The organism is Chryseobacterium sp. UNC8MFCol (genome assembly GCF_000482305.1).
Lineage (GTDB): Bacteria > Bacteroidota > Bacteroidia > Flavobacteriales > Weeksellaceae > Chryseobacterium > Chryseobacterium indologenes.
Genome location: NZ_AXUZ01000015.1, coordinates 185,999 through 212,213 on the forward strand (window position 1 = coordinate 185,999; position 26,215 = coordinate 212,213).

Annotated in this window: 25 protein-coding genes; 8 read left to right on the forward strand and 17 right to left on the reverse strand. The window is 37.1% G+C overall.

Annotated elements, in window-relative coordinates; genetic code table 11:
* Positions 1-135: 135 nt before the first annotated feature.
* On the forward strand, positions 136-912 hold the full coding sequence (locus tag M030_RS0110210) for a DUF1223 domain-containing protein (protein WP_027373415.1): 777 nt from the start codon (positions 136-138) through the stop codon (positions 910-912).
* Between the two features lie 41 nt (positions 913-953).
* Complete coding sequence (locus M030_RS0110215; RefSeq protein ID WP_034722411.1) at positions 954-1,346, forward strand: DoxX family protein; 393 nt, start codon at positions 954-956, stop codon at positions 1,344-1,346.
* A gap of 124 nt (positions 1,347-1,470) precedes the next feature.
* On the opposite strand, the gene M030_RS0110220 is transcribed toward M030_RS0110215, so the two are convergent.
* From M030_RS0110220 to M030_RS0110235, 4 genes are all read right to left on the reverse strand, one after another.
* Positions 1,471-2,463 carry an MBL fold metallo-hydrolase gene (locus M030_RS0110220; protein WP_027373417.1) on the reverse strand — a complete coding sequence of 331 codons (993 nt, stop codon included), beginning with the start codon at positions 2,461-2,463 and terminating at the stop codon, positions 1,471-1,473.
* Positions 2,464-2,536: 73 nt separating this feature from the next.
* Entirely contained in the window at positions 2,537-3,538 is a 1,002-nt protein-coding gene (locus M030_RS0110225; protein WP_027373418.1) for an aldo/keto reductase, read from the reverse strand.
* Between the two features lie 87 nt (positions 3,539-3,625).
* Complete coding sequence (locus tag M030_RS0110230; protein ID WP_027373419.1) at positions 3,626-4,531, reverse strand: helix-turn-helix domain-containing protein; 906 nt, start codon at positions 4,529-4,531, stop codon at positions 3,626-3,628.
* A gap of 311 nt (positions 4,532-4,842) precedes the next feature.
* Positions 4,843-5,301 carry a hypothetical protein gene (locus M030_RS0110235; RefSeq protein WP_027373420.1) on the reverse strand — a complete coding sequence of 153 codons (459 nt, stop codon included), beginning with the start codon at positions 5,299-5,301 and terminating at the stop codon, positions 4,843-4,845.
* A 401-nt stretch (positions 5,302-5,702) separates the two neighbouring features.
* Between M030_RS0110235 and M030_RS0110240 the strand changes: the two genes are divergently transcribed.
* The gene (locus M030_RS0110240) at positions 5,703-5,990 is read left to right on the forward strand and encodes a GNAT family N-acetyltransferase (RefSeq protein WP_027373421.1); all 288 of its coding nucleotides are present in this window, start codon (positions 5,703-5,705) and stop codon (positions 5,988-5,990) included.
* Here the strand turns inward: M030_RS0110240 and M030_RS0110245 are convergent, their stop codons facing one another.
* Positions 5,991-7,088, reverse strand: a complete 1,098-nt coding sequence (locus M030_RS0110245) for an MBL fold metallo-hydrolase (protein ID WP_051585007.1) — start codon at positions 7,086-7,088, stop codon at positions 5,991-5,993.
* Positions 7,089-7,263: 175 nt separating this feature from the next.
* Between M030_RS0110245 and M030_RS0110250 the strand changes: the two genes are divergently transcribed.
* A complete protein-coding gene (locus tag M030_RS0110250; RefSeq protein ID WP_027373423.1) occupies positions 7,264-8,799 on the forward strand; it encodes a S41 family peptidase in 1,536 nt (511 codons plus the stop codon).
* Between the two features lie 498 nt (positions 8,800-9,297).
* Here the strand turns inward: M030_RS0110250 and M030_RS0110260 are convergent, their stop codons facing one another.
* From M030_RS0110260 to M030_RS0110275, 4 genes are all read right to left on the reverse strand, one after another.
* A complete protein-coding gene (locus M030_RS0110260) occupies positions 9,298-11,295 on the reverse strand; it encodes a M4 family metallopeptidase (protein WP_081806322.1) in 1,998 nt (665 codons plus the stop codon).
* Between the two features lie 110 nt (positions 11,296-11,405).
* Entirely contained in the window at positions 11,406-12,224 is an 819-nt protein-coding gene (locus tag M030_RS0110265) for a hypothetical protein (RefSeq protein WP_228375210.1), read from the reverse strand.
* Between the two features lie 6 nt (positions 12,225-12,230).
* Entirely contained in the window at positions 12,231-12,740 is a 510-nt protein-coding gene (locus tag M030_RS0110270) for an RNA polymerase sigma factor (protein ID WP_027373426.1), read from the reverse strand.
* A gap of 156 nt (positions 12,741-12,896) precedes the next feature.
* Positions 12,897-14,525 (reverse strand): NADP-dependent glyceraldehyde-3-phosphate dehydrogenase, encoded by a 1,629-nt coding sequence (locus M030_RS0110275; RefSeq protein WP_027373427.1) that lies wholly within the window; start codon positions 14,523-14,525, stop codon positions 12,897-12,899.
* Positions 14,526-14,691: 166 nt separating this feature from the next.
* Between M030_RS0110275 and tpx the strand changes: the two genes are divergently transcribed.
* Positions 14,692-15,267 carry a thiol peroxidase gene (tpx, locus tag M030_RS0110280; protein ID WP_081735576.1) on the forward strand — a complete coding sequence of 192 codons (576 nt, stop codon included), beginning with the start codon at positions 14,692-14,694 and terminating at the stop codon, positions 15,265-15,267.
* A 73-nt stretch (positions 15,268-15,340) separates the two neighbouring features.
* Here the strand turns inward: tpx and M030_RS0110285 are convergent, their stop codons facing one another.
* The 4 genes from M030_RS0110285 to M030_RS0110300 all read right to left on the reverse strand — a co-directional run bounded on the left by M030_RS0110285 (position 15,341) and on the right by M030_RS0110300 (position 19,656).
* Positions 15,341-16,108, reverse strand: a complete 768-nt coding sequence (locus M030_RS0110285) for a 2-dehydropantoate 2-reductase N-terminal domain-containing protein (protein WP_027373429.1) — start codon at positions 16,106-16,108, stop codon at positions 15,341-15,343.
* A gap of 43 nt (positions 16,109-16,151) precedes the next feature.
* Positions 16,152-16,913 (reverse strand): MBL fold metallo-hydrolase, encoded by a 762-nt coding sequence (locus tag M030_RS0110290; RefSeq protein ID WP_027373430.1) that lies wholly within the window; start codon positions 16,911-16,913, stop codon positions 16,152-16,154.
* A gap of 201 nt (positions 16,914-17,114) precedes the next feature.
* Positions 17,115-17,636, reverse strand: coding sequence for a Crp/Fnr family transcriptional regulator (locus tag M030_RS0110295; RefSeq protein ID WP_123861396.1), 522 nt, complete (start codon positions 17,634-17,636; stop codon positions 17,115-17,117).
* Between the two features lie 34 nt (positions 17,637-17,670).
* Entirely contained in the window at positions 17,671-19,656 is a 1,986-nt protein-coding gene (locus tag M030_RS0110300; RefSeq protein ID WP_027373432.1) for a urocanate hydratase, read from the reverse strand.
* A gap of 220 nt (positions 19,657-19,876) precedes the next feature.
* Here M030_RS0110300 and M030_RS23985 point away from each other — a divergent pair, with 220 nt between their 5' ends.
* Positions 19,877-20,314, forward strand: coding sequence for an endonuclease domain-containing protein (locus tag M030_RS23985; RefSeq protein ID WP_051585009.1), 438 nt, complete (start codon positions 19,877-19,879; stop codon positions 20,312-20,314).
* A gap of 119 nt (positions 20,315-20,433) precedes the next feature.
* Here the strand turns inward: M030_RS23985 and M030_RS0110310 are convergent, their stop codons facing one another.
* The 4 genes from M030_RS0110310 to M030_RS0110325 form a co-directional block, all read right to left on the reverse strand.
* Positions 20,434-20,727: a hypothetical protein gene (locus M030_RS0110310; protein WP_027373433.1), complete on the reverse strand. Its 294-nt coding sequence runs from the start codon at positions 20,725-20,727 to the stop codon at positions 20,434-20,436.
* Positions 20,728-20,778: 51 nt separating this feature from the next.
* Complete coding sequence (locus M030_RS0110315) at positions 20,779-21,762, reverse strand: 2-hydroxyacid dehydrogenase (protein ID WP_027373434.1); 984 nt, start codon at positions 21,760-21,762, stop codon at positions 20,779-20,781.
* 71 nt (positions 21,763-21,833) lie between these two features.
* Positions 21,834-22,097 (reverse strand): hypothetical protein, encoded by a 264-nt coding sequence (locus tag M030_RS0110320; protein WP_027373435.1) that lies wholly within the window; start codon positions 22,095-22,097, stop codon positions 21,834-21,836.
* 255 nt (positions 22,098-22,352) lie between these two features.
* On the reverse strand, positions 22,353-23,003 hold the full coding sequence (locus M030_RS0110325; protein WP_027373436.1) for a protein-L-isoaspartate(D-aspartate) O-methyltransferase: 651 nt from the start codon (positions 23,001-23,003) through the stop codon (positions 22,353-22,355).
* 124 nt (positions 23,004-23,127) lie between these two features.
* Here M030_RS0110325 and M030_RS0110330 point away from each other — a divergent pair, with 124 nt between their 5' ends.
* Positions 23,128-24,090 carry a Gfo/Idh/MocA family protein gene (locus M030_RS0110330; protein WP_027373437.1) on the forward strand — a complete coding sequence of 321 codons (963 nt, stop codon included), beginning with the start codon at positions 23,128-23,130 and terminating at the stop codon, positions 24,088-24,090.
* 355 nt (positions 24,091-24,445) lie between these two features.
* Positions 24,446-26,176 carry a cellulase family glycosylhydrolase gene (locus M030_RS0110335; RefSeq protein ID WP_027373438.1) on the forward strand — a complete coding sequence of 577 codons (1,731 nt, stop codon included), beginning with the start codon at positions 24,446-24,448 and terminating at the stop codon, positions 26,174-26,176.
* The last annotated feature ends 39 nt before the right edge of the window (positions 26,177-26,215 follow it).

The following is a 26,215-nucleotide window of genomic DNA, read 5'->3' on the forward strand; positions in this document are numbered from 1 at the left end:
GAATTGAGCAACTTGCGGTGATCAATTTTTATAACTTATATTTTCAGGGTTCAACCTTTTATTTGTCCGGTTGAGCCCTTTTTCTATTCTTTTGGCTGTGCAGAGTATCTACTTTTGAATCAAAATTAGAAAGACATGATCCTAAAAAACTTAATCACAGCAGGTACTTTCACCTCATTATTATTTGCAGCATTTGCATTTGCCCATACAGAAAATACTGTTCAAAAAGATTCTGATCCCGCTTCGGGAACCCGTGGTTTTGCGGTTCTTGAGCTGTTTACTTCAGAAGGTTGTTCAAGCTGCCCTCCGGCCGATGATCTGATGGGAAAAATTGAAAAAGAATACAGCAAACAACCGGTCTACATCCTCTCGTATCACGTGGATTACTGGAACCGCCTTGGATGGAAAGACAGATTCAGTAATGCAGGAAACTCGCAAAGACAGCAGCAGTACAGCAGGATTTTAAGGTCACAGACTTATACCCCTCAACTGGTTGTCAACGGCCAGACTGAATTTGTAGGTTCTGATAGCAATGCGATACAATCCGCCATTGAAAAAGCTCTATTTTCGTTAAAAAACACGGAAATTGGCCTTAACGCTACAGTTTCAGGACAGCAAGCTACTGTTCATTACTCAACGCTATCATCAGATCCTGCCAATGTACTTCTAATTAATTTAGTGGAAAAACAATCCTCCACCCAGGTGGGAAAAGGTGAAAATGAAGGCCGCCATCTACATCACTGGCAGATCGTTCATCAGCAAAATTCCATTTCTTTAAACAGGCAAAATCAGGGGAATACGACGTTTAAACTTCCTGAAGGTTTCACACCTGCGCAATGGGAAGTGATAGCTTTTATCCAGAATCCCAAAACAGGAAAAATTTTCGGATCGGCACAAACTCAATTCAATTAATTTTTATTCAACAGTCCATTACAACACTTTATCTATTACAAATGAAAACAAAAACAACAAAAGTCATCTACTGGTCAGGCGCTATTTTTATGTCATTATGGTTTGGGGCAAGCGGTTTCTTCGAACTGACAAAAAATCCTGTTGTATGGGATATTACCCGACAATTGGGTTATCCTCCGCATTTTATTTATATCCTGGGAATCTTTAAAATTGCCGGTGTTCTGGTTCTCCTTCTACCCAACAGATTATTAAGAGTAAAAGAATGGGTGTTTGCAGGAATGTTCTTCGATATTATTTTTGCGTTCTTCTCCAAATTTGCAGTTCTAGGTTTTGCGACTACCATTGATGCTGTGATTGCATTTTCTGTCTTATCATTAACATATTTAATGTTTAAAAAATTGTATACATCAGAATTAATTTTTGGAGAGGTATAGTGAAAGGTTTGAAATTAGCAATTACTTATTATTAAATAGGTTTTGGCTAAAGCCGGATGACGTGACCTTAGAATAAAAGCGGAATTTAGTCCGCTTTTATTGGTGTTTTTATACTGTTTTATTATTAATTCATAAAGCTTTCCGGAATCCATTCAAAAGCGGATTCTTTCTTCTTTGTGAAGCCTAATCCCGGCCAGGGTAAGTGAGAGGAAAATGCTCTGGCTTTGGTATCTGCCAATTGGGTAAGAAATTTTATCCTTGACGCAGTGGCAATATCCAAATCTGTATCACCGGAGAACCCCCAGTCAGGATGCGGGAACAGGATAACATCTGAGTGAACCAGGTCTGCGATATACATGAGTTTTTCATTACCTGAAGAAATAGTAGTCAGTGTTAACCCAGGAGTATGTCCCGGAGCCAGCTGAAAACTGAAATGATCATATAATGTATTATTTAAATCATAAAATCTTAGTTTAGGCTGAATAGCTTTCAATACATTCTGAAGAGCAGGCAGAATCTGATTCAGAAGTTCAGGATGTGCCTTCAGAGCGCTATTGTTAAAATCTTTCAATGAAGCTTTCATCCAGAAATCATAATCTGTTTTTGAGATAAAAACATTGGCATTGGGAAAAACAAGACGATTCTGCTTATCCACCACTCCACCGATATGGTCCGGATGAGCATGAGAAATAAAAACATCCGTGATATCTTTTGGGAAAAAACCGGCTTTCTCAAGGCTTTTCAATAAGAACCCTGTTCTTTCATCTGCGAAAATACCCATCCCTGTATCAAAAAGAACCAGCTTATTTTTGGTTTTAACCAGCAAGATATTTACTGCCATATCAATATAATCATCAGATCTGAAGTTTTCTTTAAGAATGGTTTGCAGTTGTGATACATTTCCTCTGGGGGCAAATGATTTGATATCGGTTTCATGGATGTATCCGTCTGTAAGGATAAAAAGATCAAGTTCGCCAAGTCTGATTTTCTTAACTCCTGAAAGATCATTTTCTTCTTTTATTTCCGGTATTTTTGTTTCTGCCCATACACGGGAAAACGGGATGACACTTAATGTTCCCGCCAGCAGACTATTTTTTAACAGTTCTCTTCTGTTCATAATCAAATGGTTATTTTATAATTAAAAACCGAGCTCACGGATAATTTCGGGAGCCCGGTTGATGATATAGTCTTTAGTTGTTTACTAATTTCATTGATCCTTCATTATATCTTTCACCTACATTCGGGTATTTTTTCAGAATAGCATCAATGGTATCCAGATCTGATTGAGAAAGGTCTACATTAACGGCTGCAATATTTTCCTCAAGATATTTGATACGTTTGGTTCCCGGAATAGGAATAATATCTTCCCCCTGATTGAGAACCCAAGCTAAAGCGAGTTGCGTTCCTTTTATCCCTTTAGAGGCTGCAAACTCATTGATTTCTTTGGCCAGCTTTGTATTATTATCGAGATATTCCTGCTGATAACGGGGTAATGATTTTCTGAAATCATCATCACCAAGATTCTGAACTTCGGTAATATTAGCAAAAAGCCCTCTGGCCAATGGAGAATAAGGAACTAATGAAATCCCCAGTTCTCTGACGGTTGGCAAAATTTCCTTTTCAATATCTTGGGTAAGGATAGAATATTCTGACTGTAAAGCAGCAATAGGATGAATTTTATTAGCTTTTCTAAGAGATTCTGCAGAAGCTTCGGATAATCCGATATATTTTACTTTTCCGGCCTTAACAAGTTCTGCCATTGCCCCCACAGTTTCTTCTACTGGAACGTTAGGGTCTACTCTGTGAGCGTAATACAGATCAATGGTATCAATCTTTAACCGTTGAAGGCTCAGATCTACAGCCTGTCTGATCCATTCAGGGGAACCGTCAAAATAAGTTCCGGGTGCTCCGCTATGACTTGCTTTTCCATCTTTAAATCTGAAACCGAATTTGGTCGCTATAAAAATTTTATCCCGGTTGGGAACCAAAACTTTAGAAATCAGTTTTTCATTCTCTCCATTAGCATACATATCTGCTGTATCCCAAAAATTGACTCCCAGATCCAATGCCTTGTGTAAGGTATTTATACTCTCCTTTTCATCTGCAGGGCCATAAGCAAAACTCATTCCCATACATCCTAAACCTATAGCAGATAACTGCTCTCCCGTGTTTCCTAATTTTCTAAATTTCATAATGAATATTGATTTGATTTTATATGACAAAATTATAACAAGACAACATTATGTATGATATAGAATTCAAACTAAGAATTATAAAATTCAAACAAGGCTGTTTCTTACTGCATTGGGGGTAGTTCCGGTTTGTTTTTTAAAATAATTTGTAAAGTAGGCGGGTTCTTCAAATCCAAGACCGTAAGCAATTTCGGCGACATTCCAGTCGGTATGTCTGAGTAAAGCATGGGCTTCCTGAATAATCCTAGCAGTAATCTGCTGACTTGTCGTTTTACCGGTAATCTCTTTGACAGATCTGTTTAAGGAATTGACATGAATTGAAAGAGTCTGTGCATAGTCATTCGGAGTCTTTAATTTCAGAAAAGCTTCGGGGCTGTCGATCGGAAATTGTCTCTCCAGCAGCTCCATAAACAAAGAAGCCACTCTTTGGGAAGCATTCTGGTAAGGTTCAAAACTTTCTGCCGGATGCATCCTTATTGTTTCATGAATCATCAGGTAAAGATACGCTCTGAGCATATCATATTTGTGGACGTAATCTGAACTGATCTCTGCCATCATTTTGGTATAAATATCAGAAAGAATCTTCTGTTGCTCTTCTTCCACAAAAAAAACCGGAGTACCTCCAATTTTAAAAAGAGGAGAATCCTGAAGGTTCCCCAGCCGATTTCCATTCTGTAAAAACTGTTCCGTAAAAAGGCAGAACCACCCTTTTTGATCGTCATCTTCAGCCTCCCAGGAATAAGGAATGACAGGATTTGAAAACAATAACGCAGGACGATCCACATAAATCCATTTATCAGCATAATGAAGTTTCCCTCTTCCTATGATGAGTGAAATTTTATAATAATCTCTCCTGCTGTACGGCGTCAATGGTGAACAATACTCGCGTGAAAACACATTAAAATGCCCCATGCTATGAGGCCCAAGACACTGAGGTCCCAGGTTGACGGCGTTACGGGTATAAAAACCTTTTAATGATTCGTTTGATTCCATAGATCAAAATTATAAAATTCAAACAACCTAATTTACTAATCATGTATATATTTAAAAAATATTCGGAAAATGCACTGAGAACTTATGTTTTATTTATTCACCAATTATTACAGAATAATGAGGTATTGTCAACGCAAAGAAAAACATTTTAGCCTTGTATATTGAGAGCTAAAGTACAATTGATACATCGATTTGATGAAGCTTTGATAATATGGTTTTGACCAATCAGTCTTTACCATTTCCATCATAAAAAAGCGACCTGCAGTATGTGCAGGTCGCTTAAAAATTGAATATATATAGTTGATAATGGTTTAATCCCAATCTCCATCACGGCCGTGACCGTGATGCTTGTTTTGCTTTTTATAATATTTCTGCTGATTTTTATAATACTTTTCCTGTTGTTTGCGGTATTTTTTATAATCGTTTTTGCTTACATTATATACAATAACAGGGTTTTGGCCTCTGTAATATCTTTTCTTGAATTGCATATATTTTTCCCTTCCGAGAATTCTTTCCAATTCTGAGTATCTGTCATTTCTCCATCGTCCTGGCTCCACTACATACACCCTGTTCCATGTATCATAATCACGGTATCTGTTGTTTAAGGCATTAATCTGATTGGCCTGTGTCGCAGAAAGCAAAAGATCTGCAACAACGGTCTGCCAGTTAACGTCTGATATACTTCGTCGGTACTCATTATAATAATCTGACTGGGCATAGCTTAAGCTAAAGGTCCCGATCAAAAATGCGGTTAATAACAACTTTTTCATTTTACTCCACTTTTTTTAATTAAACATCATGACATGCACAATTAGAGTGCCAATTATTATTATGAATTGCCAATATTTGTTAAATAAAGTTATAAACCATTGATTATCTTTAAAATATTTTCTATCTTTTTGTACAATTAATAGATTTTAATCATTTCTAAAGCGGGTATTATGCTTCCTTTATTTTACTAAACAGCCTTTGAGATTGAAGCAGCAAGATAAAGCTGACAGCAGGAAACGATGATTAAATGATTTCAACCCTTTAGCCTTTATTCTTATAAAATTCGTTAAGATTGCTAAAAAGTATTATTTCATATGATTAAAATTTGTAATTTTAAAAGGAAGAATGTTTTCATCAAAACTTTGAAAACTAATTTTTAATCAACCAAATCTCAATAATTATGGAAAATATAAAATTTAAAGTATCTCCATATCAGGACGAATTGCAGTTACTTATTGATGGGGAAAAAGCAGGTTACATGTCCATAGAGGTTGACGGAAGGCTGCTGATTGTGTACTATACAAAGCTTGATGAGGAACATGAAGGAAAAGGGTATGCCAAATTATTGTTGGATGAGCTGGTGCGTTATGCGGAAGAAAAAGATTTGCTTGTAGATCCGGAATGTGATTTTGTGAGACAACAGTTTGAAAATCATCCCAGACGGTACAAAGACATCTGGCATGCCTGATCATTCTTCCCACCAGACTTTAAACTGCTGATCAGATTGATTAAGATAAACAACCTCTCCGATCATCGGAGTAAGGATATGCAGACCTTTTTCTTTTCCTAAACCGGTAATTTTTTGTAGCGGCTCATTCCATGGGTGCAGTGCCAGTGCAAATTTTGACGAGTGAACCGGCAGGATTGTTTTTGCATTAAGATCTATACTTGCCTGGACAACATCTTCAGGTAGTGTATGAATGTATCTCCAGGCCTCTCCGTACTGTCCGTTCTCAAGAATTGCATAGTCAAAGGGACCATACTGTTCGCCGATCATTTTAAAGTGTGAATCATATCCGCTGTCACCACCCAGGAATATTTTTTTTGTCGGAGTTTCCAGTACATAGGATGTCCACAGGGTATCATTTTGTTTTAATCTTCTGCCTGAAAAATGTCTTGCAGGAGTAAATGTAATTTTTATCTGATTCTTTAATTCAGCGGAAACACCCCACTCTTCCTCAATAAGCTGAGATTCTTTATATCCCCATCTTTCAAGGTGTGCTCCTACTCCCAGCGGAACAATTGCATTTGCGGTGCGGTCTCTAACAGAATGTACAGTTGGGTAATCCAGATGGTCAAAATGGTCATGAGTGATCACCAGGTAATCCAAAGCCGGAATATCTTCAGGTTTAAAAATATCCGAACCTTTAAATGCTTTATTAAAAAATTTAAATGGAGAACCGTAAGAACTGAGAACAGGATCAATAAGGAATGAAACACCATCGGTCTGCAAATAGTATGATGAATGCCCCAGCCAGATAAACACATCATCATTCTTATCTATATTTTTTATATCGGTTTGTATTGAAGGAATGTTTTTCAGGGGTTTTAACAAGGGATGTTTTTTACCGAAAAAGAAATCATAGGTAACTTTTGACATTTTATATCCTTCGGCAATAGAAGGGGTATGGCTGATATTCTGAAATTTTTTGTCTCTGTAAAGCTTCGACTGTCTGATCCGTTTTAATCTTTGCCCCTTCGGAACCGCTCCAAAAACCCTCATGTTGATCACTATACAAAAAGTAGCAGCAAGAACAACAATCGTTGTTATAATCCAATAAACCATCTTATCATAAATAAACATCAAATGTATTGACTTTTGCTTTTAAATAAAAATAACAAGAATTTATCTTCAAGTTTTTAACTAAATTTATTACGTTTTTCAGAAAATTTATCACTCATTTAAGTGGTGATTAACTTTAAACTCATTATTTTAGCAGCTTAAAAAAACTCAAAGTACATTGAAAAATTGTTCGGTAATATTCCTTCTTGTAATGCTTTCGTCATGTGCATCTATCAAAAAACATAATGAACAGCGGGCTTCCTGCATTCCTCCGGAGCAACTTAAAGAAGATATAGACTATGCTTATTCAAAATTGAGGCAAATGCATCCTCAACTGTATTGGTATATTCCCAAGAAGGAATTGGACCGTAAATTTGACAGCATTAAGCAGACCATCAATCAACCTCTTACTCCTCTTGAGTTTTATTTTAAGCTACAACCTGTGATTGCAGGTATCCGTGAAGGACATCTTTCTTTGAGAATTCCCAGAAAAAGGTTTACTAAAAAAGAAATTAAAACATTAGAACATAAAACAGGCCTTTTCAGCCGCTTTGAATATTATGTCGCAGATGACAGGATGTACATTATTCAAAACCGTGATTCTATTGAAAATATTCAGCCCGGAACTGAGATTTTATCCATTAACAATGTTCCTGTTTCAGATTATATTAAAAAATACAGAAACCTCATCAGCAGCGATGGATACAATACAACTTTCCAGCCTTATTTTTTAAAAGACCTTTTCTTTAATTATTATACAGCAGAACACGGATTGTCTGATAAAGCAATTCTGGAAACTCTATACAAAGGTGAAAAGAAAACCATCACTTTACGAAGAGAAATAAAATCCGATACTGATCTTGAAAAGGATATGGAAATGAAGAAAAGGACTCCGGAGAAGAAGATGAATGATTATGTAGCCTCCAGCAATTCTTATAACCGTAGTTTTAAGTTTCTTGATAAAGACAGTACCATCGCTTACATCAAAGTAAAAAGTTTTTCGCGCGAGTATTCGGACGAGTTTTATAAAAAAACATTTTCAAAGATTAAGGATGCGAAATCAGATTATCTGATCATAGATGTGCGAAACAACTATGGAGGTTCTCTCTACGAAATCAATAATCTTTATTCCTATCTGGCCAATAAGCCTTTCACTTTAATAAAGCCATCTCAGATTACTTCCAGAGATATTCCTTTGCGAACCAATTATTTCAGGAAAAGCAGTCCATTGGAGTTTGCTTTTAAAAGTATCGCCTACCCGAGTTACTTCTTTGCGCAAGCTTTCAGTACTTATAAAAAAGATGGCAAGGTTTTCTATAAGATGAAGGCAGATAAACCTACCAAACCCAATAAAGAAGCATTTCAGGGTAAAGTCTTTGTACTCATCAATGGTGGAAGTTTTTCTGCATCGTCTATTATTACAGCAAAACTTAAAAATGATAAAAGAGCTATTCTGGTAGGGGAAGAAACCGGAGGTGCCAATGACGGAACAGTAGCAGGGTTCTACTCCTATCAGAAGCTTCCCAATTCTGAAATAAAATTCCCTATCGGATTGGTTCTTGTGCAACCTAATATCAATTTCTCGGATTCAAAAAAAGGAGTTGTACCTGATGTTGTCATTAAAGAAAGTATGCAGGATATTATCGATAAAAAAGATCCGCAACTGGATTGGATCAGGAATGAAATTGCAAAAGAAAAAGAAAATAAAAATTGAATCAATTAAAGTATTTTCAGAGAACAAACTACCACACCCAATTCCTGCTAAGAAAGCAAAAAACCCGGCAGAAAAAATACTGCCAGGCTCTTCATTGTGTTTTTTTAAGTGGTGTGTAATAACTATTTTCTCAGGATAGTTGTCTGAAATAATTTCATATGTTGTTTTTACCTATTAATTAAAAACTAAATTCATATTATTCTCAGTTAGTAGAAAAAAAATAAAAATGTTACATCTATTTATAGAAAAAACCGAAAGAATACTCTCTTTCGGTTTTTTATTTTTCAGATATTATTATTACGATATATTTAATTTAATGTTTCCAGGGCCTGATGTAAGGTAACCTATTAATAAAGTCCAACTTGACTCCAATAATGATAATCACCAAAAGAACCGGCGTCAGGAAAAAGATCATAGAAATACTGCCAGGCTCTTTATTGTGTTTTTTTACTAAGTTCTCAAAATAACATTGTATTCGGAATCGATGTATTGAAAATCCTATTCAACAATTATTTTCTTGGTAGAAATAACCGTTCTATTGGAAGTAATTTTTAGAATGTAGATGCCTTTTTGAGTATTTTTAATGTAAATCGTATTCGCTCCGTTATCTAATTTCTGCGCAGGTTTAATCAATCTTCCTGCAGCATCGAATATTTCAACAAAAGCATTATTATTGTTATTTTCAATGGTAAATACACCATCTTTAACCGGGTTTGGATATATTGTCAACTGATCGTTCTCTTTGCGTGTGGATTCCGTAGTTGATAATACACCAGTCCCTATCCCTACGGCATACCACGCACTAACATTCTGCTGCTGCTCATTACTTTCGGCACCATACAGATCTGCCACAGCCTGCTTTGTTGCGTTATAGGCATCCAGATATGTTGTATTAGGGGTCATATAATTCATTAGAGCTCTATAGATAATTTTCTCTGCTTTTTCAATTGTAATTCCGGATACATTATAGGCATTTCCAATATCATTAGTTCCTGAACCGCCTTGTGACAGCAGGTAAAACCAATAATTTCCAACTCCACTGTTTGTATGAACTCCACCATAATCGTTTGAATCACTTGTATCAGCTGTATTCACCCAATTTACTCCCAGATAAGTATCGGGCTGAGGACCTGGGTTTACATTATTCGGATCAGACATGTTTCTCATATAAGGACTTGGGTTGGGAGTAAGAATGTTTGCTGTAGGAATTCCCTCACCTATTGTCCAATTCGGACTAGCACCGGAATAAAACTCGATGGCCGTTCCCAGCATATCTGCAATAGATTCATTAATAGCCCCTGATTCTGCTTCATAATTTAACCCTCCCAGTCCGTTTCTTCCGATAATCAGGTGGGAATATTCATGCCCGGCAACGTCTAAGCCCACAACAGGATTCATTAACGTTAGCATACCTCCCAAAATTTTTCCATTACCATACAACATACATACTATTCCTCCGTATAAAGGAGTATCTAAAGCAGCCGCATTTGCTCCTCCTTGAAGACCTCCAAAATCAAAGTTATAATAGTTGTCTATTTTTGCCCCATTTCCATCATAACTGTTTCTGTTATGCTTTGTCATATAGTAATCATAGGCATTCTTCATTCCCCAATGTACTTCTACCGGTGGTTTTGTATCGTCTGCCGTATAATCAGCCACAGGATTCATATACTCGCCCACATTAATGATCCCTCCACTTATTGTATCTATATCCAGATTAGTTCCATTCATGGTATGGATATTTCGGACATTATCCTTCAACCGGAATTGCCCGTTATAAGAGTCAACAGTAACAGACTGGTTTCCCTTGTAATATGTTGCACTTGTAGAAGGGGTATCTGTATCGTGAACCCTTGAATTTTTCTTAACAACTGCTCCGGTAGCATTATCTATATAATAGGTATACGCCTTTAAGGGTTTAAAAGAAAGCGCATCTATTTTAGAAGTATAAAATACAGCTGTCTTTCTAGCTTTATTTACCTTAGTAATAACTACTTCAGCATCAGAAATCTTTATTTTTCCCTGTGGATTAAGATCAGCAATGATAATCGATTTGATTTTTTGCGAATTAAGTTTCTTTTGACCACTTGAAGAAGGGATATCAGTAATAATTTCACCATTTACATGGGTAATTTTTCCATCTTTCTCATGAATCAAAATCATGTCATCCATTACTTTTATTTTTTTATAGTAATGTTCATACACAAGATGTCTGATTCCCACATCATCTTTATTTTCTTTAACAAGTTTATAAGAATGATCGTCATTTGTTCCCAACCAGTCACTCAAATGTTCCTGCAGGAATTTTAATGAAATATTCTGCCCGTTAAAATCTGCATTAAAAATTCCCATTCCTGGTGAAATTGAAATTCTAGGAAGGCTTTTCACTGAAATGTCTGTATGATCTCTGTTTTGAGCATTACCCAGCGACATTGATACAATCGAAATTGCCAATGACAAGATTAAAACCTTAGTAATAGTAGTCTTTTTTCTCATATTATTTAGTATTTTTTCACAGTTAGTAGAATTAAATAAGAAATGTTACATTTTTTCGCAAAAAAACCTGACAGGTATCTGTCAGGTTCTTCTCTCCTAAAATTAAGTTTCTAGTTCAGTTTATTCAGGGCTTTTAGCAAGGATCCTATATCAAGAAAGTGAAGTTTGGCACCGGCTATTATAACAATCAATAAAACGAGTGTCAAAAATAAAATGATAAAAATATACATTGAAACGAACCAAATAATGGTATTCATAATATGTCCTTTGATACCCATTTTATTCATAAAAAATTTCTGTGAACGTTCAAACCATGTCTGTTTCCTTTTCGATGGCTGGTGTACTTCAATACCGTTAAGTTCATCTACCAACTCTACCACATCATCAATATATCTTCCATACATATAATAAATCCAGTATTTTATGACAAAATAGACCAGAAACAGTGTAATCAGGAAGCTGATTCCGAAAATAGCAAGGTTATATTCCTTGTCAAAATGAAAATTAATCTTGATAAGACACAAAAGAAGAGCGAGCGGGATATAGGAAATATAGTACGAAATATAAATTTCTTTTGAGACTAAAAGCTGGGTTTTAAGATTAAACAGGTCATAATTTGTATTGATACTATTTTGTTTGAGCATCTTATAAAGCTTCAGAAACCTGGAATAAAAATAGATAATGAAAGCCAATGTCAGCATGGTAACAAAGGTTGATATCATCTTAATATTAAAATCCCGAGAAGCGAACGGAAAACTGATTAAAAGCATTGGCAGCGTAACGAGCATCAGCCAAAACTCGGTTTCCATATTTATTTTCAGCATCTGTAACGGAGAGCGTATCTGATGCTGTGTATCCAAAGAAATTTCAGGAGGATCCTGCCCTGTATCTTTATTCCAAAGTTCTTTAAAGTCGTCTAGTTCCATCATGTATGTTTAGTTTGAATCAGTTCTCTGTTTTACGATAATCTCTTTAAGCCTGGCTTTTGCCCTTTTTAATTTTACTCTGGCATTGACTTCGGAGATTCCCAGCTGACAGGCCATCTCCTTTCCCGGAAAATCTTCAAGAAAGAAGAAAATCAGCGCCTTATCAATAGGGCTTAGCTGGTGGATGGCTTCATACATAAGCTTCATATTTACATCATCAGTATCATTGTAAGGTTCTTGTTGGGAACTCAACCCATCAATATTCTGATTTTGTATAAAACTACGCTTTTTTTCACTTCTTAAGAAAACAATTGCAGTATTCAGTGCAGTTCTGTATAACCATGTTGAGAAATCACTCCTCTTTTGAAAACCACCGTATGATTTCCAGGCCTGGTAAATAATCTCCTGATAGAGATCATTCTGGTCGTCCTTATTATCCATATACATTTTAGAGATCTTGAAAACAACACCTTTGTGCTTTTCAATTTTCTCTAAAAATTCTTTTTCCAGTGAAGACATGGGTTTATACACTAATCCTTCAGCAATGTTTTATAAAAACACTACCACATAATTACAAAAAACTAAAATTCCAGCCTTCAATTTAAAAAATCCTTAAAAAACAGAGAAGTTTATTAAGGATTTTTATTTTATGTTAAATTCAGCTTGAGATTCAGATTAGAAAATATAGTCGGTGCTTAAAAAGTTGGAATCATGCTCTCTCACGATGGTATTTAATAATTTTTTATTTGAATCAGTAAGCTTTGCAGCTACCAAAGACCTGATAGAAAATGAACGAAGGGCATCAAAAACAGAAAGTGTTCCTTCCGCACTGTCTTTTCTTCCGGTAAACGGAAACACATCGGGGCCACGTTGCGCCTGGCAGTTGATATTGACCCTGCTGACAAGATTCACGAACGGATCAATCAGTCTTGAAACTTCTTGGGGATCTTCACTAAAGATACTTACCTGCATCCCATGCGAAGCATTGACCTGATATTCTATGGGTTCTTCTATATCTTCAAACGGAACCACAGGAATCACCGGACCAAATTGCTCTTCGTGATACAGCTTCATATCACTGTTGACAGGATAGACAACGGCAGGGAACACAAATGATTCTTCAGTATACCCTCCATCTTTATTCAGCACTGCTGCGCCTTTAGTGAGAGCATCTTCTATACATTCTTTTAAATAAGGAGGTTTATTAGCCTCCGGAAGCGGTGTTATTTTCACATCTTTTTCCCATGGTAAGCCCGGTTTCAGGGCAGAGACTGCTTCACTTAATTTGGCAGTAAATTCTGCAGCAATTTCTTTCTGGACAAAAATCAGCTTTAACGCTGTACAGCGTTGCCCGTTAAAAGAAAGAGCTCCCAGAATACATTCGCTCACTGCAACATCCAGATTCGCATTTTTGGTTACAATAGCTGCATTTTTAGCATCCAGACTTAAAATTGCTCTTAAACGGTTGACTTTCGGATGCAGCTTTTTTAATCCATTGGCAACTTTACTTGAGCCGATAAATGCCAATACATTTACCTTTCCGCTTTCCATGATAGGAGTGATAATTTCTGAGCCTTTTCCGTATAATGTGTTTACAGTTCCTTTCGGGAAAGCTTCCCTGAATGCATTTAACAAAGGATAATGTGCTAGTACCCCGTGTTTCGGAAGTTTAAATAAAATCGTATTTCCCATGATCAGAGCGGGAATCAAGGTGGTAAATATTTCATTCAAAGGATAATTAAAAGGTCCCATGCTCAGCACCACTCCCAAAGGAGCTCTTCTGATCTGCGCTATCGTACCTTCTGCCTGTTGAAAACGCGATGATTCTCTATCTAAATCCTTTAAAGCATCTATCGTCTGATTGATGTAATCTACGGTACGGTCGAATTCTTTGGCAGAATCCGCCAATGTTTTCCCTATTTCCCACATCAGCAGCTTAATAACCAGATCACGCTGCTGGATCATCAGGTAAACAAATTTCTGCATACATTTAATCCTGCCTTCAACAGACATGGTAGGCCACTCGCCAAGACCATTATCATAGGCTTTTACACAAGCTTCCAGGACGTCCATCGCCTCTTTGGGGCCAATATTCGGAATGCTTCCCAGGAGTTTTCTCTCCAATCCGTTTGCTGTGGGAATACAGACAGGTGAATAAATATTTTGTGTTTCCCCCTTCCATTCTACCAGCTCACCATTGAGAAGATACACGTTCTGATGGATTTCAGGAATCCTGTATTCTTCGGGAATATCATTTTCGCTTTTAAAAATATCATGAAGTGAAAAATTATCTGCTGAACTCATAAGTATATTTTTTAATAATTTGAATCTGTTTTGAAGAATAAAGTTAGATGTAAAAATTGATTCTAAGAATAGTGATTCAATAGATTTGCTCTATTTAAAAGCTATTTGAATGAAATTTAATTCAGCTAACTGAAAAAAAGAATAATTTTGTTAAAAATAAATTTCAATGTTTTCAAAAATAATTTTCAGTACTCTGTTTTGGGTATCGGCATTCGGTTTCGCCCAAAATACCAAAGCAAGTCCTAACACGGTTTTAATGAGAGGAGAAACTGTACGCACCTATTCAAAATTACCGGCACTTAATAAACCGGCTCCCAAGTTTACCCTGACAGACGTCAATATGAATGATCAGACTCTTGAATCGTACAAAGGGAGATATGTTATTCTCAATATCTTTCCAAGTGTGGACACGGGTGTCTGCTCTGCATCGGTTCATCATTTTAATGAAGATGCCGCCAATCTTCCCAACACGGTGGTTCTGTGTATTTCGAAGGACTTACCTTTCGCTCAAAAAAGATTTTGCGGCGCTGAAGGTATAGAAAATGTGGTGATGCTCTCAGACTTCCGTTCTGATTTCGGATGGAACTACGGGGTAGAAATGATTGACTCTCCAATGAAAGGTCTTCTGAGCAGAGCTGTGGTGGTAATTGATCCATCAGGAAACATCATCTATGAGGAACAGGTACCAGACATTTCACAGGAACCTAACTATGAAGCAGCTATCAAAGCGGTAAAAATGTAAATTTTATTTTAAAATAGTCTCAAAATAAAAACCTGCTGTAACGCAGGTTTTTTTTCTTGTATCTTATATCTTCCTAAACTTTCACAATATGAAAATACCTCGGATCCGGATATAGAAATTCAAAATTAAGATCTGAAATTAATCTCGCTGACGAAATGATTCTGCCCTCAGTAGTACGTTCTCCTGAATACGGCAGCCCTTTCTGGGCATTGATAATCTCTTCTTTACTGGGGTGAACGGGTGCTGCCACATTATATACTTTGGAATGGGACTTATTTTCCAGCATTTTTTCAATGACTGTACAAATATCAGCATAGTGGATATGATTCACCAGCATCTCCAGATTTGAAATATTATAATTTTTTAAAAGTCTCTGATCGCCCATTAATCCAGCTAACCGCAGAATATTGACGTGAGGAAATGTATTTTTTATAACGCTTTCACTGGGAACATTATCTACAGGTTTATCATCTTCTGTAAATTCTTTTTCATCACCGGGATATACCCCGGTAGAACTCATTAAATAAAGCTGTCCTTTATAATCGCCGAGAAATGTAAGCAGATTCTGAGCTCTTTCGTTCAATGGAATTTCAGCACCTCTTATTCCTGCAAAAGGAACAGTAATGATCACCGCATCCAATTGTGGTGCAATTTTCCACGCTGTATTTAGTTCGGATAAATCATCCTCAAAACTAACTTGTGTGACGTGATACCCTTTATCAGAGAGATCTTTTATTTTAGATTCAGATGTAGTGGTTACAAAAATCTCATATTGCCCTTTCAGTCTAGCCGCGATATGACTTCCCAACCAGCCACAGCCTATTATTCCAATTTTTTTCATCCTTAAATTTATCAATTTATTTGATAAAACAGGGTATAATCGTCTATGAATGAGGTAAAATTTCCCCATCCTTTAAAAGGAGATACTCTTGCCCTATCTCTTCCGAAATTTCCTGCAAATCCCCATCATCAAACAACTGGGGAATGTAGCATTTTTCGTGGGCAAACAGTCCATAATGAATAGGAACCAGATATTTCGCGTGCAGTAAATGAGCTGCAGCAAAAGCTTCTTTCAGATTAAGAGAAGCCGGAACCGGACTGTATTCTAATCCTATAATTTCAAAGTTGACAACCACTCCGTTAACCGGTAAAAATGCGTAATCAATAGTGGGGTTTTCTTTTCCCAACTTCCAGAACTGGCTGTGCCAAATGGTATCACCACCATGAAAAATGGCAGTTGTTCCGTCTTTTACAATCCAGGAAGATTGTATTTCGCCGACACCGTCCATCGCAAAAACCGGCTTAAAGGTGATCTGATGTTCGGTAAAGGTTTCATCCAAATCCAAAACAACCATTTCAACCTGATCCAGATGTTTTCTGACAAAGGGCTCCAGTCCGGAATATACAATCAATTTCCCGTCTTTTTTCAGACATTTTTCGACAACTCCTCGATCAAAATGATCTAAATGTAAATGGGTAAACAGGATATAATCTGCCTGTATCTCTGCAGAAAATTCAATGAGATCTTCTACCGCATCACCCAGGACGGGTTTATAATATGAGAAGTCTTCCACGGCATCTATTAGAACAATTTTACCGTGAGAAGTGAGCTTTATTCCCGCCCAGTTTAACTTTTGTATTTCCATATTTTTATTTTTAACAAAGGAAAACACTTGGGGAAAGTCAAACAATAAACAAAAGATAATTAATTAAGATAGAAGATGAAAGTTATTATAATCATAAAATAACCATACCTCAGTATCTTCACTTGATTGATTGATAAAGCTTCACAAAAACATAACACAAATACTAACTTCAAACTTTTTGTATCAAGCTTCTTACTTATCTCAAGTAATCCTTTTTCTGATCCGGCTTAAAGAAATAGGGGTTACCCCAATATATGAAGCCAGATATTTCAGGGGAATATTCTGAATATAGTGTGGCTTATGATTCAAAAGATATTCATACAAATCCTGTGGGGTGTTTTTAAGTAAAAGCATCTCGCGCTTCATGGCAGCATGCAATTTTCTGCTTAAATAATAGTTCTGAACAAAGCGGCATTCGGGATTAACAGCAAACATTTCTTTGACCTCATCGAGCGTAATTTCCCAGGCAAGACCATTGCTTATCGATTCATAAATCGCCTCAGAACCTTTTTCTCCAACAGTAAAAATATCACCCGGAAAGTAAAACTCCGCACATATTTCTATCTCAATATCTGAAGAATGACTGATATAATATTTACGGACAAGCCCATCTTCGACAAGATAGGCTTTATGGTCCGGAAATATCATTTTTTTTGAAAATTCAACCTTAGCAAACTTCTCCCATACAGGATCATTATCCTCCACGTTCAGGTGTGAAAACATTTTTTTGTTGATGGTTGCCAATGAATATTATATTTTACAGTAAATTTTCATCTACAAGGTTGGGAAGCGTCACTTTCAGATTCGGTTCCACTTCCATCGCTCTTTTAATAGCGAAAATAGCGCCTTCGTTTCTTGCCCAGCTTCTTCTGGAAATCCCGTTATTGACATCCCAGAAAAGCATCGATTTCAGTCTTCGGTCAGCATCAGCACTGCCATCCAACAACATCCCGAAACCGCCGTTGATAACTTCTCCCCAGCCTACTCCTCCTCCATTATGGATGGACACCCAGGTTGCCCCACGGAAACTGTCGCCGATGACGTTGTGAATCGCCATATCTGCGGTAAATCTCGATCCGTCATAAATGTTGGATGTTTCTCTGTAAGGGGAATCCGTTCCTGAAACATCATGGTGGTCTCTTCCTAAAACCACAGGTCCTATTTCTCCGTTTTTGATTGCATTATTGAAAGCTTCGGCAATCTTCATTCTTCCTTCCGCATCAGCGTATAGGATTCTTGCCTGTGACCCTACCACCAGTTTATTTTCCTGGGCGCCTTTGATCCACTGGATATTATCTTTCATCTGCTGCTGAATTTCTTCAGGAGCAGTTTTGATCATCTCTTCAAGTACTGCACAGGCAATATCATCTGTTTTCTGCAGATCTTCAGGTTTTCCGCTTGTACATACCCATCGGAACGGCCCAAAACCGTAATCGAAGCACATAGGTCCCATAATATCCTGAACATAACTAGGATATTTGAATTCTCTTCCTAAAGTAGGATTATCAGCCATTACATCTGCTCCCGCTCTGGAAGCCTCCAGCAAGAAAGCATTTCCGTAATCAAAGAAATACGTTCCTTTTTGAGTGTGTTTATTGATGGCTGCAGCATGTCTCCTCAAAGTTTCCTGAACTTTTTCTTTGAATAATTCAGGATCTTCAGCCATCATTGTATTAGATTCTTCAAAGCTCTGTCCTGCAGGATAATAACCACCTGCCCAAGGATTGTGAAGTGAAGTCTGATCGGATCCGATATCTATTCTCAGGTTTTCCTGATCAAATTTCTCCCAAACCTCCACAATATTTCCAAGATAAGCCAGAGAAACGGTTTCTTTATTTTCCTGTGCTTCTCTTACCCTTTTCACCAATTCATCAAGATTTTCATGGATTTCATTGACCCATTTCTGGTCGTGGCGGATTTTGGTAATCTTTGGATTCACTTCAGCACAAACGGTAACACAACCGGCGATATTTCCAGCTTTGGGCTGTGCTCCACTCATTCCTCCCAATCCGGATGTTACAAAAAGACCTCCTTTCGGTTCTTTGTTGATCTTTCTGAAAGCATTCAACACCGTAATGGTAGTCCCGTGAACAATACCCTGCGGGCCGATATACATATAACTTCCTGCTGTCATCTGCCCGTACTGGGTCACCCCAAGAGCGTTGAATTTTTCCCAGTCATCCGGTTTAGAATAATTCGGGATCATCATTCCATTGGTTACAACAACCCTTGGTGCCTCTTTGTGTGAAGGAAATAACCCCATCGGATGCCCGGAATACATTACCAAAGTCTGCTCATCACTCATTTCCGATAAATATTTCATCGTCAGCAGGTATTGCGCCCAGTTCGAGAAAACGGCTCCGTTTCCACCATAGGTAATCAACTCATGAGGATGCTGTGCAACGGCATAATCCAGGTTATTCTGGATCATCAGCATAATCGCTTTCGCCTGCTCGGATTTTCCCGGATAATCACTGATAGACCTTGCTTTCATCTCATAATCCGGACGAAAACGATACATATAAATTCTTCCGTAGTCTTCGAGTTCCTGCTTAAATTCAGGAATCAGCTCTGCATGAAACCGAGGATCGAAATAACGTAAAGCATTTTTTAATGCGAGCTTTTTCTCTTCTTCTCCTAAAATCTCCTTACGTTTTGGAGCATGGTTGATATTTGTTTCATATGGTTTTGGCTGTGGCAGCTGAGTAGGAATTCCCTGTTGGATTTGTTCTTGAAATGTCATATTGCTATTTAAAGTTCTATGTTTAAACAATTTTTTATGTTTTAAAGATATTCAAATTATAAAATATAGGCAAGTAGAGGTGAAAAGCGAATTTGTTTATTTTAAATTATCATCCTGAATTTACTATTTAGTACTATATTTGAGAAAAAGCACTCAGTTCCCCTCCTCTGGAGGGGTGGATTCGTCGAAAGACGAAGACGGGGTGGTTAAACACACAATCATGAAAGAAATCCTCACTACTATTAATGGAATCCCCATTGTCCGAAACTTTGTAGAAAACTTACCCTACAGTCCCCATTTAAAATCATTGCTAAAAGGAAAACGTAAAGCCCGGATTCTAGGCGAAGTATTATTCTGGAAAGAAGTCAGAGCAGGGATATTCTATAAAATTGATTTTGACAGACAAAGAATTATCGGAAATTATATTGTTGACTTTTATGTGAAGACATTAGGATTAGTCATTGAAATTGATGATTCAAACCATGATGAAAAACAAGACTATGATGTTGTAAGACAAAAATACCTTGAATCTTTAGGGTTATTAGTATTCAGCATTGATGATTATGAGGTGCGAAATAATATGAATAGAGTAATGAAAGAGCTGGAGGCATTTATTATTCTGCACTATGGAACCACCCCGTCTTCAAAAATTGAATAATTTTTGAATCCACCCCTCCAAGGGAGGGGAATTTCCCGTTACCCAATCAGGTTATCATTTAAAATAAAGAGACCTTACTGAGATTCAGCAAGGCCTGTATTATTCTATACGTTCAAATCTTAGGTTAAAACATCATCATTTTCTTCCTCATGATCATCATCATTGTCACTTAAGCTCCAATAATTGTTTTCTTCATCTTCCTCCCCTATTTCTTCCATTTTATCATCCTCTTCTGCTCCCGGGATATCGAGCCCCTTATCTATTTTATCTTCATCGGGGTCTTCGTCTACAATCGGATTTCCGTCTCCGTCTAGCGGAATATGTTTTTCTCTTTTAAATATATCTTCATTAGGACTATAATCCATTTGTTCTAATTTCCTGTTTTGCTCATTAATATTTTTCTCTGGTGCCATAATGTTGAGATTTTAGGTTTGTAAAGAGAGAACAAAAATAATTCCAACTTACTATGAATGGTGGGAATAAACTTCCGGATTGGCACAATACGGCATCTTCTCACCCCTGGAAAATGCTATCAGATTTTCTGCGGTAAGTCTTGCCATTCCGTTTCTCGCTTCCATGGTGGCAGATCCTATATGAGGTAACACACAAACATTTGAAAGTTCCAGCATAGGATCGTCAGAAGACATAGGTTCCGGATTGGTTACATCCAGGCCTGCCCCCCAGATCGTGCCATCAGTTAATGCCTGATACAAATCTTTTTGGTTTTGAAATCCACCCCGGGCAGTGTTCACAAAAATAGCATTGGATTTCATTTTTTTAAAGACTTCTTCGTTGAAAAGTTCTTTATGTTCAGGCGTAAAACTAGCATGAATGCTCAACACGTCAGAACTTGTAATTAATTCTTCAAAGGACACGTATATTGCTCCCAGTTCTTTTTCTGCTTCTTCATTTCGGTTTCGGTTGTGATAGATAATGTTCATGTCAAAAGCATGCTTTGATTTTTTAGCCATTTCAAAGCCTATTCTTCCCAATCCGAAGATGCCCAATGTTTTTCCATACAATTCCTGCCCCAGGGCATGTAACGGATCAAAACTTCCCCAATTGCCATTTTTTACTTTCTGGAAATTATAGCTTGCCTTCCTCGCTACAGCCTGCATGAGTAAAAAGGCGACATCTGAAGTCGCTCTGCTCAGCACATCAGGAGTATTCCCAACGGGGATATTTCTCTTTACAGCCTCATTAATATCAACATGGTCAAAACCTACAGAATACAGAGCAATCGCTTTGATATTCGGGCAGGTATCAAAAAATTTTTTATCGTATTTAAAATCATTTCCAATACTTAATATCACATCCGCAGACTGGCAATACTGCAGCCATTCCTCCTGTGTTAGATTTTCATTTTCAGGAAGTATCACTTCCAGTCCTGCTTGTTTCAACAGATTCATCCCGATTTCAGGAATCATTTTATTGACAAAAACTTTCATAGTATCATTGATTGGTTTAAATAAAAAACCTTACTCTGTGAAAAGTAAGGTCCTAACTTTAATATTAAAAATTATTTTTCTTCACCTGAATGTTTTTTATGTTTATCCCAGGCATCTGAGGCCATCTCCTGAATTTCTTCCCATACTTCTTTTGCTGATTTTTGGGCATGGCTCATAAACCCTTGTTTTGTCGCTTCCTGATTCTTCCCCTTCATCTCGCTGAGATAATCTTTTACCTGTTGAGAATAGCTTTCTACACTATATCCGGGGTTATTATGCAAATTTTTTTGAACATTACTAAAATCGTGTGACGATTTGAATCTATTCGTATCCATAATAATAAGATTTTAAGTGGTTGAGTTCATAATTGAGTTCAATTTTCATTCCGAAACGGGTCTAAAAATTTATTAAAAAAGATAAAATTTATTAATTCTGCTGACACTCAATGTCACCACGATTTATAAAATATTATCTATCCGGCTAAGTAATTCTTCCTTATGGGCTTACATACGGTATCATCTTAAACGTTGTTAAGTGAATTAAATTGTTTTATTTTAAGGAAATTAATGATAAAATAACACTGAATTATCCTACTGGTTTGTATTTCCCAGCATAGGAACGAATTTATAAGCTCCGAATTCTTCTTTTTCAAATTCGGTAGGTCCTATTTTGGTAAATCTGAATAATACCTGTTCGTCGGTAGGACCCAGCGGAATTACCATTTTCCCTCCTATATTCAATTGTTTCAATAGCTCTGTAGGTAATGTGGAAGCCCCACAGGTGACGATGATTTTATCAAAAGGAGCGAACGTCGGCAGTCCCGCAAAACCGTCACCAAAACTTTGAAATTTTGGAAATAAATGGAGTTCACGCAGTTTTTTCTTCGAAAAATCAAATAAATCTTTCTGTCTTTCCACCGTATAAACATGAGCTTTCATCGTAAGCAACACAGCTGTCTGGTATCCGCAACCCGTTCCTATTTCCAGTACTTTTTCCCCGGCTTTTACCTGCAACAACTCGGACTGCTCTGCCACCGTGGAAGGGTGTGAGATGGTCTGGTGTGCCAGAATCGGGAATGCCCGATCCTCGTAAGCAAAATCTTCAAAAATACTTTCGATAAAAAGGTGTCTCGGAACTTCACTCATTGCCCGAAGTACATTTTCATCCGAAATTCCAATTCTGTGTCGAAGATATTCAACTAAAATCTTTCTTTTTCCTTTATGTACAAACGAATCATGCATCTGGCAAAAGTAAGAAATTAGATTTTAGATTTCATGGATTGGAGAAAAGAATTATCCACAAAAAACAATTTCTGACCTTTGGAATCTAACTTCTTTCTTATCTTTACAAAAATTTAATACAGCTATGTTAAAAGCAGGTTTGGTAGGTGCCGGACACTTGGGAAAAATACACTTAAAACTTCTTAATCAGTCAGATAGATACGAGTTGGTAGGTTTCCATGATAAAGATGTTGAAAACGGAAAGAAATTAGAAGCCGAATTCGGATATAAATATTTTGAAAATTTTGATGAATTGCTGGATCAGATTGATATGCTGGATATTGTTACTCCTACAATCTATCACTACGATTATGCTTTAAAAGCCATCGAGAAAAAGCTGCATTTTTTCATTGAAAAGCCGGTTACCCAAACCCTTGAGCAGGCGGAAGAAATCTTACGTCTTTGCCAGGAAAACGGGATCAAAGCGCAGGTGGGTCATGTGGAAAGGTACAATCCGGCTTTTATCGCCACCAAAGATTATATTAAAAACCCGATGTTCATAGAGATTCACAGGCTTGCTGAGTTCAATCCGCGTGGAACTGATGTTTCTGTGGTACTGGATCTGATGATTCATGATCTTGACATTTTGTTGAGCATGGCTAAGTCAAAGGTTAAAAATATTCATGCCAGCGGAGTTTGTGTAGTAAGTAAAACACCGGATATTGCCAATGCCAGAATAGAGTTCGAAAACGGATGTGTAGCCAATCTTACGACTTCCAGAATCTCTATGAAAGCGATGAGAAAAAGCAGATTCTTCCAGAAAGACGCTTATATTTCTGTTGATTTCCTTGAGAAAAAAGCGGAAGTCATCAGAATGAAAGACGCTCCTGAAACTCCTACTCCATTTGACATGATTATTGAAAATGCGGATGGAGAGAAAAATCAGATTTTATTTGAATATCCGAATATTCAACCTAACAATGCCATTTTAGATGAGCTCAATTCCTTTGCTGACGCCATTACGGCTGATAAAAATGTAGAAGTTTCTCTTGAAGACGGGACTGAAGCATTAAAAGTAGCGTTGGAAATCGTAAAACTAATCAGCTAAAAGAGTAGAAATACAAGACTGTTATCGCATATTCCGTAACAGCCTTCACCATACTATCTTGTCCTCGGAAATGAGGACAAGATAATTTTTTTTTAAACTCATTCATAGCAGTACAATGTCGGAAAATGTTTTTAAAATCATAAATAATGACAAAATACATTGATTTATCGACATAAATTTATTTATAAAACAAAAAAACAATATATTTGGAAAACAATTCAATAAACTATTGAAAAATTTTGTTTTGCATATCAGATGGATTAGGATAAATGGAGTCAATACAGATTTCCACCATGCGATGTCCATCGGGCATATTAACCTCTAAACAATCCATACTCATTAAACCATTCCAATTATGAAAAAAACGATCTTATTTTCCGCTTTATTATTGTCTCAATTTGGGACATCACAATTATTAAAAACTGATGGACAAAGAATTATCAATGACAAGGGTGAAAACGTTCAGCTGAGAGGTCTCGGTTTAGGAGGCTGGATGCTGCAGGAAGGCTATATGCTGAAAACCGCTGATTTTGCCGGGCCACAATATAAGATTAAGGAAAAAATCGCAGAACTCATTGGTGAAGACGGAATGCAGGAATTTTATAAGGCGTATTTGAAAAACGGAGTTACCAAACAGGATATTGATTTTCTGGCTAAAGCCGGATTCAACTCGATCAGGCTTCCGATGCACTATAATCTTTATACTCTTCCTATCGAAAAAGAACCTGTGAAAGGTAAAGATACCTGGCTGGAAGAAGGTTTTACGATGACTGATGATCTTCTCAGATGGTGTAAGGACAATAAAATCTATCTGATTCTCGACCTCCATGCTGCACCCGGAGGACAGGGAAATGATGCCAATATTTCTGATAATGATAAAACAAAGCCCTCACTCTGGGAAAGCGCTGAAAATCAAAGGAAAACGGTAGCCTTGTGGAAGAAACTGGCAGACCGCTATAAAAATGAACCATGGATAGGCGGATATGATATCATCAATGAACCCAATATCAATTTCACAGGCAAGAATCCAAACGGTACGGATGAAATGTCTAATGCCCCGCTCTGGAAATTACAGAAAGACATCACAATCGCCATTCGTGAAGTGGACCAAAAGCATATTATTTTTATCGAAGGAAACGGCTGGGGTAATAATTACAATGGCCTGATTCCGATCTGGGACAAAAACATGGCTTTCAGTTTCCATAAATACTGGAATTACAATGATGATCAAACGATACAGTTTGCTTTGGATTTAAGGGAAAAGCACAATATGCCGATATGGCTCGGTGAAACCGGCGAAAACTCTAATGTCTGGTTTACTGAACTGATCCAATTGTTGGACAAGCATAATATCGGATATGCATTCTGGCCTATGAAAAAAATTGATAATATTGCCGGAATTACGAATGTAAAAACCACACCTGAATATGAAAAACTTTTAGAATATTGGAAAAATGGTGGTGAAAAACCTTCAAAAGACTCTGCTAAAAAAGCTTTGATGCAAATCGCAGAAAATTACAGACTGAATAACACGGAAGTCAAAAATGATGTTATTGACGCCATGTTCAGGCAAACGAATGAATCTGCAACAAGACCGTTTAAAAATCATTCGGCTCCGGGAAGGATATTTGCTTCAGAATATGATTTGGGCAGAATGGGTTCTGCTTATCTGGACAAAGATTTCATCAATCTTTGGGTAAGTGATCCTGCCAAAAGATCAGAATGGAACTCCGGTCAGCAGATGAGAAATGACGGCGTTGATATTTACTTGTGTAGTGACAAAATTACGAACCAGTATTATGTCGGGAAAACAGAGGCCGGTGAATGGATGCAATATACCATCCGTTCCAATGCCGAAAAAAATTACAGGGTGGAGATCAGATATTCCAGTATAAAGCCAGCGAAAATAAGATTGGAAGATACCGCCGGAAAGATACTGGCTGTGGTTCCGCTGCAAGCTACCGGAAAAAATGAAAACTGGGCGACTGCGGTTGTGCAAAATATTCGGCTTAAAAAAGGCGAGAATAAACTCAGAGTACATTTTGAGGATGATGGCGTCAATCTGAATTATTTTGAAATAAAATAGCAATAAATATCTTAAATTGCAGCTCCCTTTATCATTTTA